Source organism: Streptomyces genisteinicus (assembly GCF_014489615.1).
GTDB lineage: Bacteria > Actinomycetota > Actinomycetes > Streptomycetales > Streptomycetaceae > Streptomyces > Streptomyces genisteinicus.
In genome coordinates this window covers 1,037,629-1,053,676 of record NZ_CP060825.1, presented here as the reverse complement: position 1 = coordinate 1,053,676, position 16,048 = coordinate 1,037,629, and the positions used below count along the sequence as shown (strand labels likewise).

General features: G+C 73.0%; 14 protein-coding genes and 1 riboswitch. Of the genes, 11 read left to right on the top strand and 3 right to left on the bottom strand.

Annotated elements, in window-relative coordinates; all coding sequences use genetic code 11:
- The first annotated feature begins 39 nt into the window (after nt 1–39).
- The gene (locus tag IAG43_RS04600) at nt 40–1,218 is read left to right on the top strand and encodes an ROK family transcriptional regulator (protein WP_187739476.1); all 1,179 of its coding nucleotides are present in this window, start codon (nt 40–42) and stop codon (nt 1,216–1,218) included.
- 207 nt (nt 1,219–1,425) lie between these two features.
- Here IAG43_RS04600 and IAG43_RS04595 read toward each other — a convergent pair whose 3' ends face one another.
- A complete protein-coding gene (locus IAG43_RS04595) occupies nt 1,426–3,777 on the bottom strand; it encodes a chitinase C-terminal domain-containing protein (RefSeq protein ID WP_187739475.1) in 2,352 nt (783 codons plus the stop codon).
- Between the two features lie 356 nt (nt 3,778–4,133).
- A riboswitch (FMN riboswitch) is annotated at nt 4,134–4,264 on the top strand.
- 154 nt (nt 4,265–4,418) lie between these two features.
- Between IAG43_RS04595 and ribD the strand changes: the two genes are divergently transcribed.
- The 10 genes from ribD to IAG43_RS04545 all read left to right on the top strand — a co-directional run bounded on the left by ribD (nt 4,419) and on the right by IAG43_RS04545 (nt 12,955).
- Nucleotides 4,419–5,501 carry a bifunctional diaminohydroxyphosphoribosylaminopyrimidine deaminase/5-amino-6-(5-phosphoribosylamino)uracil reductase RibD gene (gene ribD / locus IAG43_RS04590; RefSeq protein ID WP_187739474.1) on the top strand — a complete coding sequence of 361 codons (1,083 nt, stop codon included), beginning with the start codon at nt 4,419–4,421 and terminating at the stop codon, nt 5,499–5,501.
- A complete protein-coding gene (locus IAG43_RS04585; protein ID WP_187739473.1) occupies nt 5,502–6,110 on the top strand; it encodes a riboflavin synthase in 609 nt (202 codons plus the stop codon).
- A complete protein-coding gene (locus tag IAG43_RS04580; RefSeq protein ID WP_187739472.1) occupies nt 6,107–6,757 on the top strand; it encodes a nicotinamide mononucleotide transporter family protein in 651 nt (216 codons plus the stop codon). Before IAG43_RS04585 ends, IAG43_RS04580 begins: the two co-directional genes overlap by 4 nt.
- Nucleotides 6,754–8,043 (top strand): bifunctional 3,4-dihydroxy-2-butanone-4-phosphate synthase/GTP cyclohydrolase II, encoded by a 1,290-nt coding sequence (locus IAG43_RS04575; RefSeq protein ID WP_187739471.1) that lies wholly within the window; start codon nt 6,754–6,756, stop codon nt 8,041–8,043. Before IAG43_RS04580 ends, IAG43_RS04575 begins: the two co-directional genes overlap by 4 nt.
- Nucleotides 8,044–8,104: 61 nt before the next feature.
- Nucleotides 8,105–8,590: a 6,7-dimethyl-8-ribityllumazine synthase gene (ribH, locus tag IAG43_RS04570; protein ID WP_187739470.1), complete on the top strand. Its 486-nt coding sequence runs from the start codon at nt 8,105–8,107 to the stop codon at nt 8,588–8,590.
- Nucleotides 8,591–8,623: 33 nt separating this feature from the next.
- A complete protein-coding gene (locus IAG43_RS04565) occupies nt 8,624–8,896 on the top strand; it encodes a phosphoribosyl-ATP diphosphatase (RefSeq protein ID WP_147990811.1) in 273 nt (90 codons plus the stop codon).
- A gap of 68 nt (nt 8,897–8,964) precedes the next feature.
- Nucleotides 8,965–9,813 (top strand): ATP phosphoribosyltransferase, encoded by an 849-nt coding sequence (hisG, locus tag IAG43_RS04560; protein ID WP_187739469.1) that lies wholly within the window; start codon nt 8,965–8,967, stop codon nt 9,811–9,813.
- 20 nt (nt 9,814–9,833) lie between these two features.
- Nucleotides 9,834–10,292, top strand: coding sequence for a PH domain-containing protein (locus tag IAG43_RS04555; RefSeq protein ID WP_187739468.1), 459 nt, complete (start codon nt 9,834–9,836; stop codon nt 10,290–10,292).
- 240 nt (nt 10,293–10,532) lie between these two features.
- The gene (locus IAG43_RS04550) at nt 10,533–11,873 is read left to right on the top strand and encodes a hemolysin family protein (RefSeq protein WP_187739467.1); all 1,341 of its coding nucleotides are present in this window, start codon (nt 10,533–10,535) and stop codon (nt 11,871–11,873) included.
- Complete coding sequence (locus tag IAG43_RS04545) at nt 11,870–12,955, top strand: hemolysin family protein (RefSeq protein WP_187739466.1); 1,086 nt, start codon at nt 11,870–11,872, stop codon at nt 12,953–12,955. The genes IAG43_RS04550 and IAG43_RS04545 overlap by 4 nt, the downstream gene beginning before the upstream one ends.
- Before the next feature lie 68 nt (nt 12,956–13,023).
- Here IAG43_RS04545 and IAG43_RS04540 read toward each other — a convergent pair whose 3' ends face one another.
- Together IAG43_RS04540 and IAG43_RS04535 are read right to left on the bottom strand one after the other, a co-directional pair.
- Nucleotides 13,024–14,961: an AAA family ATPase gene (locus IAG43_RS04540; RefSeq protein WP_246574071.1), complete on the bottom strand. Its 1,938-nt coding sequence runs from the start codon at nt 14,959–14,961 to the stop codon at nt 13,024–13,026.
- 385 nt (nt 14,962–15,346) lie between these two features.
- The gene (locus tag IAG43_RS04535; RefSeq protein WP_187739464.1) at nt 15,347–15,946 is read right to left on the bottom strand and encodes a uridine kinase family protein; all 600 of its coding nucleotides are present in this window, start codon (nt 15,944–15,946) and stop codon (nt 15,347–15,349) included.
- Nucleotides 15,947–16,048: the final 102 nt, after the last annotated feature.

Sequence of the window (16,048 nt, the reverse complement as noted above, 5' to 3'; positions counted from 1 at the left end):
GCGCACGGCGCCCACCGGGCCGTCTGGAAGGATTCCGGTATGCCCGCATCCCCGAGCACCGCCCGGGTCATCAACGACCGGCTCGCCCTGGAACTGCTCCAGCGGGAGGGTCCGCTGACGGCCGGACAGCTGAAGGCCATGACAGGACTGTCCCGGCCCACCGTCGCCGATCTCGTCGAACGCCTCCAGGGGACCGGACTGGTGACGGTGGTGGGAGAGGCCGGCGCCGAACGACGCGGTCCCAACGCCCGGCTCTACGGCATCGTCGCCGACCGGGCGCACCTCGCCGCGCTCGACGTGCGCACCCGCAGCGTCACCGTCGTCGTCGCGGACCTGCTGGGCGCCACCCTCGCGCGGGCGTCCCTGCCCATCGGCGGCGACACCGGCACCGAACCCGCCGTCGAGCAGGCCGCCGCCCTGCTGGAGCGCACCGCCGCACGGGCCGGCGCCGACCGGCTGCACAGCGTCGGCATCGGCGCCCCCGGGCTGATCGACCCCGCCAGCGGTGAGCTCCGGGAGACCACCGGACTGCCCGCCTGGCACCGCCGGCTGGTCACCGCCCTCCAGGACCGGCTGAGCGCCCGGGTGCTCGTGGAGAACGAGACCAATCTGGCGGCGCTCGCCGAGCAGCGTTCCGGCGGCGCGGCCGGCGACCGCGAGTCGTTCGCCTTCCTGTGGCTCGGACACGGCGTCGGCGCCGGGCTGGTCCTCGACGGCCGGCTGCGCCGCGGATCCTCCGGGGGAGCCGGTGAGATCGGCTTCCTCCCCGTGCCGGGGACGGGCGGCACCCCCTCGTCGGTCGACTGCGAGGGGGGTTTCCACTCCCTCGTGGGGTCGGCCGCCGTCTGCGCGCTCGCCGAGCGGCACGGCCTGCCGCCCCGCGCCCACGACGGCACGTCCGACGCCGCTCAGGCGGTCGCGGAGGCCGTCGCCGGCGGGCACACGGCCTTCCTCGACGAGCTCGCCGGCCGCCTCGCGCTCGGCGCGGCCGCCGTGGTGTCGGTGCTGGACCCGGGCTGTGTCGTCCTGGGCGGGGAGGTGGGGCACGCGGGCGGCCCGGAACTGGCCGCCCGGGTGGGCGCGGGCCTCGCCGCGATGTCCCCGCTGCCCACCGAGGTCCGGCCCGGCGCCCTCGGCGGCGACGCCGTACTGCGCGGCGCCCTGCTGATGGCCCAGGAGGCGGCCCAGGACGAACTGTTCACGGGCGGTACGGCGTAGCCGTGGCGGTCGTTCCCGCCTGAGGGCGGGGGGCGCGGGCGCGCACCGGGCCCCAGCACGCACCGGCCCCGCGGCCGCGCCCCCGCCCTCAGGCGCGCACCCCTGCCCCGGCCCCCTGGCACGCCCGCACGCACCGGGGCCCGGTGCCGCGCACGAGCGCGGCACCGGGCCCCGGGCGCCGGCGGTCAGGGACCGCCGGCCGGTGGGTCAGCAGGCTCCCAGGTCCTGCCACACCCCCCACTCGCCGGTCTTGCCGGGCTCTTCGTTGGTCGTCCACCACTTGGACTTCCAGGTGTGCCCCGCGTGGGAGACGGTCGTGCCGCCGCCGTACTGGGCCGACGCCGACCACGCGGTGGCGGAGCAGGTGCCGCCGCCGCCCGTGCCGCCGGTCCCGCCGGACTGGCTCGGCGAGGGAGACGGCGACGGGTTGCCGCCCGTGCCCGGCTCGACGAGGGTCGTGCCGCGGGCCAGGTCGCCCTCGATCGCGTACGTCTTCTCGCCGATCTTCACCGTCCAGTTGGAGGGCGTCGACACCGGCAGGTAGTAGTTGAACGACAGGTCCACCGTGGCGCCGGGCGCCAGGGACTGCCACGCCGGCAGCTTCAGCGAGACCCGGTGGAAGTCGCCCTTCAGGCCGCCCACGTTGCCGCCGGTGTGGTCGCTGCTGATGACCTTGGTGCCGAAGCCGGACTGGTCCGAGGCGTTCGGCGGGGCGGCGGTGGCGTAGTCGAACTGGAACTCCGTGCCGCCGGGCAGCGCCGTCTTCGTGTTGTTGGTGATCCGCAGCTTGGGCGTGATCGGGTAGTTGGAGTCGCCGAGCTTGAACTCGGTGAAGTCGACGTCCACGTCGACCGCCTCGGACGGCAGCGCCGCGTTCGACTTCTTGGCGCCGTACGGGGAGGCCGCCTTGTACTTGTCGTACATCAGCGTGGAGAGGGTCTCGCCCATCTCGTACTGGCCCTTGGCGGCGTTCCACTGGTAGTCGCCGGCCAGTTCCCAGATCATCGAGCCGCCGATGCCGCGGTCCACGACGTAGTCGGCCTTGGTGCCGATCGACTGCTCGTCCTCGGTGGAGAGGAAGACCTTCTTCTCGGCGTTCCACAGCCACGGCGCGACCAGCGTGGAGCTGTACTTGCGGGCGTAGGTGCCGGTGAGCGTGGTGTTCGCCGGGAAGCCGTACTGGGTGACGTAGTCGCCGACGATCCCCTTCTCGAGGTTCTTGGCGTGCCACATCGGGTTGGAGCCCGCCGGGGACTCGACGCCGTTGTCGTCCTTGTCGTGCCAGAGGTTGTCGATGCCGACCGCGCCGTCACCGCACTTGGTCAGGCCGGACCCGGCCGGGCAGGAGGAGGCGGCGGCCTTGCCCCACAGGCCGTCCGTGCCGCCCTGCACGTTCTTGTGGCCGCGGGTGTAGTAGGGCAGCCCGATGTTGATGCGGCCGGCCGGCATGGAGCCCCGGAAGTAGTGGTACGCCCAGTCGGTGTTGAGGTAGCCGATGCCGCCGTACTGGGAGCTGCCGTAGACGTTGGCCGCCGCCAGCTCGGCGTCCTTGCCGTCGTCGAAGAGCGAGGCGTTCGGGCCCACGTACTCGTTCCAGGCGCCGTGCAGGTCGTAGGACATGATGTTGACGTAGTCCAGGTACTTCTGGACCTGGAACGTCTCCATGCCGCGCAGCAGGTAGCCGGAGGAGGGGGCGGCCACGGTCAGCAGGTAGTGCTTGCCGTCCGCCGCGCCCGCGCGGTCCAGCTTCTCGCGCAGGGTCTTCATCAGGGCCGCGTAGCCCTTGTTGAGTCCGGCGCGGCGGGCATTGGAGATCGGGAAGTCGGCGGGGTGGCCGGCGTCCTTCATGGAGGTCGGGTACTCGTAGTCGATGTCGACGCCGTTGAAGCCGTACTTCTTGACGAAGGCGACCGCGGACTCGGCGAAGGTGTCGATGCCCGCCTGGTTCACCGAACCGTCGGCGTTGGTGGCCATCGTGTAGAAGCCGCCGGAGGCGACGCGCTTGCCGTTCTCGTCGAAGTAGCCGCCGGTCTCCGCCCAGCCGCCGACCGAGACGAGCGTCTTCACGTCCGGGTACTGCTTCTTGTACTTGTTGAGCAGGTTGAAGTGGCCCTTGTACGGCAGCGACGGGTCCATCTCGGCGCCCGCGACGCCCGGCCAGGTCATGCCGGTGGAGGCGTTGTTCGGCCCGTCGGCACCGACGGAGAGCTTGTTGCCCGAGTCGACGTGGGCGAAGGCGTAGTTGATGTGGGTGATCTTGTCCCACGGAATGTCGGAGGCGAGGTACGACGGCTTCCCGTCCTTGCCCGTACGCCAGTTGGTGAAGTAGCCGATGATGCGGCGCTTGTGGTCGGCGCCCATCTTCTCTCGGCCGCTCTCGTCGTAGACGGAGCAGTAGGGGACGTCGACGCCGGGGGTGGCGTAGAGCCCGTCGGGGCGACAGGTGCTGTTGTCGACGGCGGCGTGGGAGACGCCGGCCGAGAGCGAACCCGCGAGCAGCGCGGCGACGGCGGCGCCGGCGGCGAGCAGCGAGGCTCTCAGGGGGGTGGGGGACTGCACGGTCAGTTCCTCCTGGTGGGGATCCCCCGGGCCGCGTCGGGGCGGCGGGTTCCGGAGGGTGTTCGGCCTTGCACGAAGGGCACTGCTGGCACAACTGGCTTGCAGACTTCAGTGGTTGGCCCGTGGTGTGCGCGCACCGCCGGGCCGGATCCGCGGAGGTGACGCAGAGATTAAGAGGACTAGACCAGCCCGTCAATAGGTCTGGACCAATCTCGGTGCAGGTGGGGGAGGGGGCGACGCAACGCCCCGTCCGGATGGCGGGACGAAAGTGTCCGTCACGTGGGATGTGAGCCAGGTCATGGCCGTCACCCGCCTGGCCCGCGTCCGGACGTGGCACACTGGCCCTGTATCAGCAGCAGCGCACTCCGGGGTCGGTGCAATTCCGAACCGGCGGTTACAGTCCGCGACCCGTCCGCATCCAGCGGCCGGTTGACCAGGTGAAACTCCTGGACCGACGGTTAAAGTCCGGATGGGAGGCAGTGCGCGGCGGGCGACACCCACGGGTGCGCCGGCCGTCTGCGCAGGTCGCCGTCAGCGGCGTACCCGCGCTCGGCCCGGCGTTCGCGTGCACCAGGTCGTTCCCGCTCCCTGTCCTCGTTGACAGGCCCCGGAGTCCGTGCCCGAAGAGGCAGGAGGACCCGGTGGCCACCGCAGCCGACACCGCCGCCATGCGCCGAGCCGTCGCGCTCGCCGCCCGCGGCCTCGGCTCCACCAGTCCCAACCCCGTCGTGGGATGCGTCGTCGCCGACGCCTCGGGACACCTCGTGGGCGAGGGCTTCCACGAGCGCGCCGGCGGTCCCCACGCCGAGGTCGGCGCCCTCCGCGCGGCCGGACCCCGCGCCCGCGGCGGCACCGCCTACGTGACCCTCGAACCCTGCAACCACACCGGCCGCACGGGCCCCTGCGCGCAGGCGCTGATCGAGGCGGGCGTCGCCCGCGTCGTGTACGCGGTCGCCGACCCGAACCCGCAGGCCCGCGGCGGCGCCGACACGCTGCGCGCCGCCGGCGTGCGGGTCGAGCAGGGCCTGCTGGAGGACGAGGCGGAGGCCGGCAACACCGCCTGGCTCACCGCCGTGCGCCTCGGCCGCCCCCACGTCACCTGGAAGTACGCCGCGACCCTCGACGGCCGCGTCGCCGCCCGGGACGGCAGCAGCCGCTGGATCACCTCCGCCGAGTCCCGCGCCGACGTCCACCGGCTGCGCGCCGAGTCCGACGCCGTCGTCGTCGGCTCCGGCACCCTGCGCGCCGACGACCCCCACCTCGCCGTCCGCGGCATCGAGGGCGTCACCCAGCCGCTGCGCGTGGTCCTCGACAGCCGGGCGTCGGTCCTGCCGACCGCCCGCGTCCTCGACGGAGCGGCGCCCACGCTGATCGCCGTCGCCGAGGACGCCGACACCCGCCACCTGCCCGGCGTCGGCATCGCCCGGCTCCCCGCCGGCGAGCGCGGCATCGCCGTCCACGCCCTGCTCGCCGAACTCCACCGGCGCGGCGTCCGCTCGGTGCTCCTCGAAGGCGGCCCGACGCTGGCCGGCTCCTTCGTCGCCGCCGGAGCCGTCGACCGGGTCGTCGGCTACCTCGCCCCCGTACTCCTCGGCGCCGGCCCCGCGGCCCTCGCCGACGCCGGAATCACCACCATCACCGAAGCGTTGCGGCTGGACGTCAACGCCACCGACCGCATCGGACCCGACCTGCGCGTCACCGCGACCGTCCCCAAGGGAGCCTGAGTGTTCACCGGAATCGTCGAAGAACTGGGTGAGGTCACCGCCGTCGAGAACCTCGGCGACGCCTCACGCTTCCGTCTGCGCGGCCCCGTCGTCACCGACGGCGCCAAGCACGGCGACTCCATCGCCGTCAACGGCGTCTGTCTCACCGTCGTCGAGACCGCCGACGGCGAGTTCACCGCCGACGTGATGGCCGAGACCCTGAAGCGCTCCAGCCTCGGCGCGCTCGCCGCCGGCTCGCGGGTCAACCTCGAACGGCCCACGGCCGTCGGCGACCGCCTCGGCGGCCACATCGTCCAGGGGCACGTCGACGGCACGGGCGAGATCCTTGCCCGCACCCCCTCCGAGCACTGGGAGATCGTGAAGGTCTCGCTGCCCCCGCAGCTCGCCCGGTACGTCGTGGAGAAGGGCTCCATCACCGTCGACGGCGTCAGCCTGACCGTGGTCGACGCGGGCGCCGACCACTTCACCATCAGCCTCATCCCCACCACGCTGGCGCTCACCACCCTCGGGATCAAGCAGCCCGGCGACCCCGTCAACCTCGAGGTCGACGTCATCGCCAAGTACGTCGAGCGGCTGCTCGGCGCGGACGGCGCGGAGCGTGCGAAGTGAGCGCCCTGCACTGGCTGAACACCGAGGCGTTCACCGCCTTCGGGCAGCACATCATGTGGTCCGACATGCTCGGCAACACCATCGGGCTCATCGCCCTCGCCCTCGGCTGGCGGCGCTCGGTGCTCACCTGGCCCGCGCAGCTGCTCTCCGGCGTGATCCTGGTCGGCGCCTACGCCTCCGCCCACCTCAGCGGCGGCGTCGGCAAGCAGCTCCTGGTCATCGGGGTGGCGGTCTGGGGCTGGCACCAGTGGACCCGCGGCCGCCGGCAGGCGCAGGACGGCTCCATCGCCGTCCGCTTCGCCACCTGGCGGGAACGCGCCTGGCTGCTGGGCGGCGCCGTGGCCGGCACGCTCGCCGTCGGCGGGCTGTTCACCGCCTTCCCGTCGCTCTCCTGGAGCCCGTGGGCCGACGCCTACATCTTCGTCGGCACCCTCGTCGCGATGGTCGCCCAGGCCCGCGGCCTGGTGGAGTTCTGGTTCGCCTGGCTCCTCGTCGACCTGGTCGGCGTCCCGCTCGCCTTCAGCAGCGGCCTGGCCTTCTCCGGCCTGGTCTACGTGATCTACTTCGCCCTCGTCGTCTGGGGTGCCTACGACTGGTGGCAGCGCTCCCGTGAGCCGCGGCCCGCCCTGGAAGGAGTCGCAGCATGAGCGCACTGCCCACCTGGTACGCGTCCGACGGCGCCGAGGACCTCTCCCTCGACCCGGTCGAACAGGCGATCCGCGACATCGCCGCGGGCCGCCCCGTCGTGGTCGTCGACGACGAGGACCGCGAGAACGAGGGCGACCTGGTGATCGCCGCCGAGAAGGCGACGCCCGAGATCGTCGCCTTCATGATGAGCGAGTGCCGCGGCCTGATCTGCGCGCCGATGGAGAACGACGAGCTGGAGCGGCTGGAACTGCCCCAGATGGTCGGCGACAACACCGAGTCGATGCAGACGGCCTTCACCGTCTCCGTCGACGCCGGTCCCGCCTACGGCGTCACCACCGGCATCTCCGCCTCCGACCGCGCCACCACCCTCCAGCTGCTCGCCGGCGGGCGCGCCGGGCCCGCCGACTTCGTCCGCCCCGGCCATGTCTTCCCGCTGCGCGCCAAGCCCGGCGGCGTCCTCACCCGCCCCGGCCACACCGAGGCCGCGGTCGACCTCGCCCGCCTCGCCGGGCTGCGCCCGGCCGGGGCGATCGTCGAGATCGCGGGCGAGGACGGGGTGATGCTGCGGCTGCCCGAACTCGTCCCGTTCGCCCGCAAGCACGGCCTGACGATCATCTCGATCGAGGACCTGATCGCCTACCGCCGCTCCAGCGAGCCGACCGTGCGGCGCGAGGCCGAGGTCAGCCTGCCCACCGCCGCCGGCGACTTCACCGCGTACGGGTACCGCTCCACCGTCGACGGCGTCGAGCACGTGGCACTCGTCCACGGCGATCTCGGCACCGGCGAGGACCTCCTGGTGCGGGTCCACTCCGAGTGCCTCACCGGCGACATCTTCGGCTCGCTGCGCTGCGACTGCGGCCCCCAGCTCGACGCCGCCATGCGCCGCGTCACCGAGGCCGGCCGCGGGATCGTCGTCTACCTGCGCGGACACGAGGGCCGCGGTATCGGGCTGATGTCCAAACTGCGCGCCTACGAGCTCCAGGAACGCGGCCGCGACACCCTCGACGCCAACCTGGAGCTGGGCCTGCCCGCCGACGCCCGCGACTACGCGGCCGGCGCCCAGATCCTCGCCGACCTCGGCGTGCGCAGCGTGCGGCTGATGACCAACAACCCGGACAAGGTCGCCGCGCTCACCCGGCTCGGCATCGGCGTCGTCGGACGCGAGGCGATGCCCGTCCAGGCGGGCGAGCACAACCTCCGGTACCTGCGCACCAAGCGGGACCGGATGGGGCACGACCTGCCGTGGCTCGAGGCCCCCGGGGCGTCGGCCTGCGGCAACCAGTGAGCCTGCCGCACACACGGCAGGCCAGTACCTCCCAGCTCGATCAGCAAGTCCAAGGAGAGACATGAGCGGCAAGGGCGCGCCCGAACTGAGCGTGAAGAACTGCGGCGACCTCCGGGTGGCGGTCATCGCGGCCCAGTGGCACGAGAAGATCATGGACGGCCTCGTGGACGGCGCCCTGCGCGCCCTGCACGAGCTGGGCATCGACGAGCCCACCCTGCTGCGCGTGCCCGGCAGCTTCGAGCTGCCCGTCGTCGCCAAGGTCCTGGCGGGCCGCGGGTACGACGCGGTCGTCGCGCTCGGCGTCGTCATCCGCGGCGGCACGCCGCACTTCGAGTACGTGTGCCAGGGCGTCACCCAGGGACTGACCCAGGTCTCCGTCGACACCGGCGTCCCCATCGGCTTCGGGGTGCTCACGTGCGACACCGAGGAGCAGGCGCTCGACCGGGCCGGACTGGAAGGGTCGAACGAGGACAAGGGCCACGAAGCGGTCACCGCCGCGGTGGCCACCGCGACCATCCTGCGTTCAGTATCTGAACCCTGGCGCTGAGGGGAGCGCACTTCCGCGTAGGGTGGGAGCACCATGTCCAAGAAGACGTTCGAGGAGCTCTTCGCCGAGCTCCAGCACAAGGCCGCGACCGGCGACCCCGCCACCTCCCGTACCGCCGAACTGGTGGACAAGGGTGTGCATGCCATCGGCAAGAAGGTCGTCGAGGAGGCCGCAGAGGTCTGGATGGCCGCCGAGTACGAGGGCAAGGAAGCCGCCGCCGAGGAGATCTCCCAGCTGCTCTACCACGTCCAGGTGATGATGGTGGCGCGGGGGATCTCCCTCGACGACGTCTACGCCCATCTCTGAGCCGTTCCGCCCCGTCACGCGGACCGTCCGCGCGAAACCCCGTCACGTCAACGAAGGAAGCCCGTCTCATGCTGCGCATCGCCGTCCCCAACAAGGGTTCACTGTCCGGACCTGCGTCGGCGATGCTCCATGAGGCCGGCTACCAGCAGCGCAAGGAGTCGAAGGAGCTCGTCCTCGTCGACCCCGAGAACGAGGTCGAGTTCTTCTACCTGCGGCCGCGCGACATCGCGATCTACGTCAGCTCCGGCCGCCTCGACATCGGCATCACCGGCCGCGACCTGCTGCTCGACTCCGGGGCGAGCGCGGAGGAGATCCTCCGGCTCGGCTTCGCGCGCTCCACGTTCCGCTACGCCACCCGGCCCGGCACCGCGCAGGGCGTGGAGGACTTCGGCGGCATGACGATCGCCACCTCCTACGAGGGCATCGTCGCCAAGCACCTCGCCGACAGCGGGATCGACGCCTCCGTCGTCCACCTCGACGGCGCCGTCGAGACGGCGATCGAACTGGGCGTCGCCCAGATCATCGCCGACGTCGTCGAGACCGGCACCAGCCTGCGCAACGCCGGACTCGAGGTCATCGGCGAGCCGATCATGACCTCCGAGGCCGTGGTCATCCGCCGCACCGGCGCCGACCCCGACCACGCCCGGGTCCAGCAGTTCCTGCGCCGCCTCCAGGGCGTCCTGGTGGCGCGCAGCTACGTGATGATGGACTACGACTGCCGCGTCGAGAACCTGGAGCAGGCCGTCGCCCTCACCCCCGGCCTGGAGTCGCCGACCATCTCCCCCCTGCACCACGAGGGATGGGTGGCCGTCCGCTCCATGGTCGCCGCCAAGGAGGCGCAGCGGATCATGGACGACCTCTACGCCCTGGGCGCACGGGCCATCCTGACGACCGCCATCCACGCCTGCCGGCTCTGACGGACGGACGCACCGGAACCATGTCCGCACCCGCCACGCCGGCCCCCGCGCTGCCGGTGACTTTCCGCCCCACCCGCACCAGGATCGTCCTGCTCGGCGTCGGCGCGGTGATGTGCGCCGTCATCATCGCCGTCACCCTGCTCCTCGACCGGCTCAGCCCGCCGGAGCGGCTGAGCTTCGTCTTCGTCGCCCTGCTGTTCTTCGGGGTGCTCGCGCTGCTCAGCCGGCCGAAGGTGGTCGCCGACGAGGACGGGGTGACGATCGTCAACCTCACCCGTACGCGCCGTCTCGCCTGGGCCGAGATCCTGCGCGTCAACCTCCGTCCCGGCGACCCCTGGGTCTTCCTGGACCTCAGCGACGGCACCAGCATGCCCGCGCTCGGCATCCAGCCCGGCATCGCCCGCGCGCAGGCGATCGCGCACGCCCGCGCCCTGCGCACGCTGGTCGACGCGCGGGGCGCCGGCGCGGACGTCCGCTAGGGCGCGTCGCGCAGGTCCCTCCTCGCCCACACGACGCCCGGCGCTGCGGGCGCAACGGCGGGAGCCGTCCGGGCCCGGCGTGACTACTCTGGTGCGCGGCGGCGCCCGGTGCGCCCCGCCCCGCCCGAGAGGCCCCCATGGGCCGGCGGGGTCCTTCCCGCGACCCGAGGAGTGACTCCCTCCGGCAATGGACGGATCGTCCGGCAGTACCTGCGCCGCCCCCTCCCCGGAGGCGGCGGCATGATCATCTCCCTGTTGCTGCTCTGTGCGGCACTCCTTCTCATCCTGGCCAACGGCTTCTTCGTGGCCGCCGAGTTCGGCCTCGTCACCGTCGAGCGCCCCGAGGCCGAGGCCGCGGCGGCCGGCGGCGACCGCCGCGCCGGCCGGGTCGTCACCGCCCTGCGGGAACTCTCCTTCCAGCTGTCCGGGACCCAGCTCGGCATCACCGTCACCTCCCTGGTCGTCGGGATGCTCGCCCAGCCGGCGCTCGCCCGGCTGCTCGACGCCCCGCTCACCGCGGCGGGCCTGCCCGAAGGTGCCGTGGCGACCCTCGCGGTGGTCGTGGGCATGCTGCTCGCCTCCGCCGTCCAGATGGTGATCGGCGAACTGGTCCCCAAGAACTGGGCCGTCTCGCGCCCGCTGCAGGTCGCCCGGTTCGTGGCCGGTCCGCAGACCGTGTTCTCCGCCGCGCTGCGTCCCGTCATCACCCTGCTCAACGCGGCCGCCAACCGCGCCGTCCGGCTGCTCGGCGTCGAGCCGGCCGACGAACTGGCCTCCGCCCGGACCCCCGGCGAACTGGTGTCGCTCGCCCGCCACTCGGCCCGCGCCGGGACGCTCGAACAGGACACCGCCGACCTCTTCGTGCGGACCCTCTCGCTGGGCGGTCTCACGGCCCAGCACGTGATGACGCCGCGGGTACGGGTCTGCGCGCTCCACGCGGACGCCACCGCCGCCGACGTCCTCAACCTCACCCGGGCGACCGGGCTCTCCCGGTTCCCGGTCTACCGCGCGGGGATCGACGACGTCACCGGCGTGGTGCACCTGAAGGACGCCCTCGCGGTACGTGCCGAGGAGCGGCGGCGGGTGTCCGCCGCCGCGGTCGCGGTGGCCCCGCTCCTCGTGCCCGGGACGCTGCCCGTGCAGCGGCTGCTCGAACGGCTGCGCGCCCAGCAGCCGATGGCCGTCGTCGTCGACGAGTACGGCGGCACGGCCGGCGTGGTCACCCTGGAGGACATCGTGGAGGAGCTCGTGGGCGACGTCCGCGACGAGCACGACCGCGAGGCCGACGAGCGTCCCGACCTCGTGCCCGCCGCATCCGAGGACGGCCGGCCGGCCTGGGACGTCGACGGCGGCTGCCGGGTCCTCACCCTGCGCCGCCGGGGATTCGACGTCCCCGAAGGGCCCTACGAGACCGTCGCCGGGCTCGTCGCGGACCTCCTCGGACGCATCCCCGCACCCGGGGACCGGGCCGAGCTGCCCGGCTGGCGGCTCTCGGTGCGCGACGTGAGGCGCTGCCGCGCCGAACGGGTGCGCCTGGTCAGCACGGCCGGCGCGCCTGCGGCCGGGGCGGTCCCGCGGTGAGCGCCCTGATGCTGTTCCTCGCGCTGCTGCTGGTGCTGGCGAACGGCTTCTTCGTGGGGGCCGAGTTCGCCCTGGTGTCGGTGCGGCGCAGCCAGATCGAACCGCTCGCCGCCGCGGGTTCCGCGCGGGCGCGCCAGGTGCTCCACGGCCTGGAGCACCTTCCCCGGATGATGGCGGCCGCCCAGTTCGGCATCACCGTCTGCTCGCTGACCCTCGGCGCGGTCGCCGAACCGACGGTGGCGCGGCTGCTGGAGCCCGCGTTCCACTGGGCGCGGGTGCCCGACGGCCTGGTCCACCCCCTCGGATACGCCATCGCGCTGGCGCTCGTGGTCTGCCTCCATCTGGTGATCGGCGAGATGCTGCCGAAGAACCTGGCGATGGCCGCCCCCGAGCGGACCGCGCTCCGGCTCGGCCCCGGTCTCGTCGCCTTCGCCCGGCTCTGCCGGCCCCTCACGGCCGCCCTCGACGCCTGCGCCAAACTGATCCTGCGCGGCTTCGGGGTCGAACCGAAGGACGAGGTCGACGCCGTGTTCACCAGCGACCAGCTGGGGCGCCTCGTCGAGGACGCGGGCCAGGCGGGACTCCTGGAGCCGGCCGAGCAGGAGCGCCTGGAGGACGCCCTGGGACTCGGCAGCCGGCCGGTCAGCGAGGTGCTGATCGCCCGGGGGACCCTGGTCACCGTGGACCCGTCCGTGACACCGCGCCAGGTGGAGGAGCTGACCGTCCGCACCGGGTACTCCCGCTTCCCCGTCTGCGCCGGGGGCTCCGGGCCGTTCATGGGGTACGTGCACGTCAAGGACGTGCTCGACGCCGAGGAGGCGGACCGCGCGGTGCCGCAGCACGTGTGGCGTCCGATGGCCACGCTGCGGGCCGAACTGCCGCTCGACGACGCGCTCACGGTGATGCGGCGGGCCGCCGGCCACCTGGCCCAGGTCGCCGGGCCGGACGGGCGGGTGCTCGGTCTGGTCGCGCTGGAGGACGTGCTGGAGAAGCTGGTGGGGGAGGTGCGCGACCCCGCCCACCGCGTCACCCTCACCCGGGTGCCGCGGTCGGCGCCCGGCGGCACCGCACTGGCGAGCTGACCGGTCGGTGGGGCGTCCGGGCGCCCCACCGCACCGGGCCGCGGCCGCGCTCCGGCGCACCCGGCCGGTCAGGGGTCGAGCGGGTCCCGGGAGGCCGGGCCCCGGCCCGACAGCACCTCGCCGTAGGCCTGCATCAGATCCGGCAGCCGGAGCGTCGACAGGTCCTCGCGGCCCGGAGTTCCCGGGTACTGGGACAGCCGCAGGTCCCGGTAGGCGCAGCTCTTCTCGTACAGCGTCCGCAGGAAGCGCCCGTTGCCCAGTTCATCGATCCAGCCCTGGCCGACGACGTGGCCGCTGATCGAGCGCAGCTCGTCCCGCGCCTCCTCGTCCCACGCGTCGCCGTTCTCGGCCGCGAGCACGCCGCCGATCGCGGTGAGCTCCAGCGGCCGGTAGGAGGGAAAGTCGACACGGGTGGTGAAGCGGGACCCCAGCCCCGGGTTCGCCCCGAGCAGCCGGTCCATGCCCTCCGGGTAGCCCGCGAGGATCACCACGAGGTGGTCGCGGTTGTCCTCCGCCCGCTTCAGCAGGACCTGGAGCGCCTCGTCGCCGTAGGCGTCGCCCTTGCTGTAACCCGAGTTGGAGAGGCTGTAGGCCTCGTCGACGAAGAGCACGCCGCCGAGCGCCGAGTCGATCAGCTCGTTGGCCTTGACGGCCGTCTGGCCGAGGAACTCGCCGACCAGGTCGGCCCGCTGGGCCTCCACCAGGTGGTCGCCGCCGAGCAGCCCGAGGGCGTAGAACACCCGGCCGAGGATGCGGGCCACCGTCGTCTTGCCGGTGCCGGAAGGGCCCGAGAAGACGAAGTGGCGCTTCGGGGGCTGCACGGGAAGGCCCTGGCCGGCTCGCAGCCGGGCCATCTCCAGCTGTGCGGACAACGCCTTGACCTGGCGTTTCACCGGCTCCAGGCCGACCATGCGCTCCAGCTCGGACAGCGCCTCGGACAGCAGCACCGGATCGGTGGGGCCGGACGGGAAGGGCGGCGGAGCGACGGGACGCGACGCCCCCGGCCCACGCCCCGACGGTTCCCGCGGCGGCGGCGCGTTCCCGCTTCCGGGCCGCTGTCCCGTGAGGTCGTCGGGGACGTCCCCCAGGTCGACGAGGTCGCCGGCGGCCTCGCCGCCGAGCCGGTCGGCCGGGGCCGGGGCCTTCGACTCGGACCGCAGGTCCGCGCCGAACCCGGCCAGTGACACGGCCGCCAGCCCGGACGGGTCGGGGTCGTAGTCGTCGAATCCGTCGTACTCCGCGATCGCCGCCAGCCGCGCGGAGGTGTCCATGAACGCCGGGTCCACCCGGTGCACCGCCCGGTACAGGGGCAGCGCCGCAGCGCTGCGCCCGGTTCCCTCGTGGGCCCGGGCGAGCCAGTACCGCAGCTCCTTGCGCTGGGGCTGCTCGCTGCGGCAGCGCATCAGGGCGGCCGCGAGCATGGGCTCCGCCTGCCCGTACATCTCCAGCCGTACCCGGGCCATGCCCCCGAACAGTCCGGCCTCGATCCCCAGCAGGGGGTCGTCGACGAGCGGTTCGGTGTGGCGCACCAGCTGCTCCCAGTCCTTTACCAGGTACGCGCGGCAGGCGTGGAGGAATCGCACCTGCGGGTCGGTGTCGACGGGCGGCAGACCCGCCAGCGCCCGGTCGAGCTCGGCCACGTGGCGGCCGTCCAGCCAGTGGGAGGCGTGGGCGAGCAGCAGGTCCCTGCTGCTCTCCAGCACCGGCTGCACCCACCAGCCGAGCCAGTACCAGGAGTTGAGGGTGCGGCGGTGCCGGGCGCGCTGCTCGCCGAAGCGGTCGCGGTGGCGGTACATGTGCAGCAGCGCCGTCGTGGTCTCCGCACGCAGGGCGTGCAGTCCGAGCCAGGCGTCGGCCATGCCCGGGTCGAGCCTCACGGCCCCGCGGAACTCCTCCTCGGCCTGCGGGTAGGCACCCATGGTGCAGGCGTCCACCCCGCGCAGCCAGGCGAGTTCGGCAGGTGTGCGCGGGCTGTGCGTGCCGCCGTCCACAGGGTCCCCCACCATCCCCCACCAACCGTCCACCAGTGTCGTCGTGCGGGGGGCGTCCACCGGCGGCCGGACCGAACGGTCGTGCCGCGGAAGGGAATTGAGCCCACCGGGGTGCATGGTACCCGCGTGCGGAGGCCCGTTTAAGGGCGCGAGGGGCCGGTCGGCGCCGACTACCCAGGGTGAGAATCGCCTGCCACGGTGTGTGCGCGGCGGCGGAGAGGGCAGAACGAAGCCCCCGATCACGGGGGAACAACCGGGGGCTTCGCGTCTGCGGCGGCTCCGAAAAGCCGCACATTGAGAACGTAAGACCTGTAAGCCCCCTCGGTCAAGCCGAGTTGAAGCCGCTTCGGGGTCCCGTTCGACCCCCGGAATGTGTCCGAAATCAATCGGTCACGCTCGGTCACGCTCGGGCGTTCTCATGGCGTCCCGCGGGGCCCGGGCGCCACTCGTATCCCTCACAGCACTCCCGCACCAGGAGATCGGCATGGGGCCGGGACGGGTCGGCCGAGAAATGGCGCGTCTCCGCCGCTGTCCAGCCGTCCCAGAAGTCCGCGAGGCCGTCGCCGTCGCGGGCCCTGCCCCGGTCCCACGAGGACGCGGCCGCCCTCTCCATCCAGAGCACAGCCGCCAGCTGCGGCCGCAGCGCCCGCCGTCCGGCGCCCACGCCTTCCACGAGGACGACGGGTGCGGCGGGGAGCGGCACGGGGTCGAGGAACCGCCGCAGATTCCAGTCGTACGGGTGAAAGAGCGCGGTGCGGCCGGCCGAGAGCGGGTCGATCACCTCGCGGCGCATCCGGTCCGTCCACGCGAACAGCTCATCGTGCGTCGCCAGATCGTCGAGGTGGAGCACCGGCGTCCCCTCGCCGCACGCGCGGGCCAGACGTGCGGCGAAGGTGGTCTTGCCGGAACCGGCGTGGCCGTCGACGGCGATCAGCCGCACCGGTCCGCACGACGGCGCGAGGGCGGCCAGTGCGGTGGCCAGCTGTCCGAGATCGTCCATGCGCACCAGCGTAGGGACCGTGAACACCGCAGGTCATGCCCGGTGCCACGGAAGGCGGACCTTCAGTGGACCAGACCAATATTGCTCCGTCGACGCGTCTCC